The 247-nt window shown below is 64.8% G+C and carries 1 protein-coding gene; it reads left to right on the plus strand.

Features of this window, described 5'->3' with window-relative positions; translation table 11 throughout:
• The coding region (locus tag SB751_RS33845) for a hypothetical protein (protein ID WP_410749477.1) at positions 1-247 on the plus strand (247 nt) is incomplete at both ends.

The following is a 247-nucleotide window of genomic DNA, read 5'->3' on the forward strand; positions in this document are numbered from 1 at the left end:
GCAGAAGTACGCGCCGCGCGCCGGCATCCCGCTGGGGGTGCCCTGGAAGAGCATGAGCGAGGAGCACAAGCGCTGGGTGCTCTACGGCACGCCCGACTGGAAGGGCGGCAACGATGCCTGGAAGCACCAGTGGTACGGCGTGCAGCGCTTTTTCGATTGGCTCGAAACCAAGTCGTACAAGATGCACGTGCGCGTGCTGCTGTCGAAATACCGCAGCTACACGCCCTGCCCCACCTGCAATGGCGCG

Origin of the sequence: Cupriavidus sp. SIMBA_020 (assembly GCF_046535395.1) — a bacterium.
Taxonomy (GTDB): domain Bacteria; phylum Pseudomonadota; class Gammaproteobacteria; order Burkholderiales; family Burkholderiaceae; genus Cupriavidus; species Cupriavidus campinensis.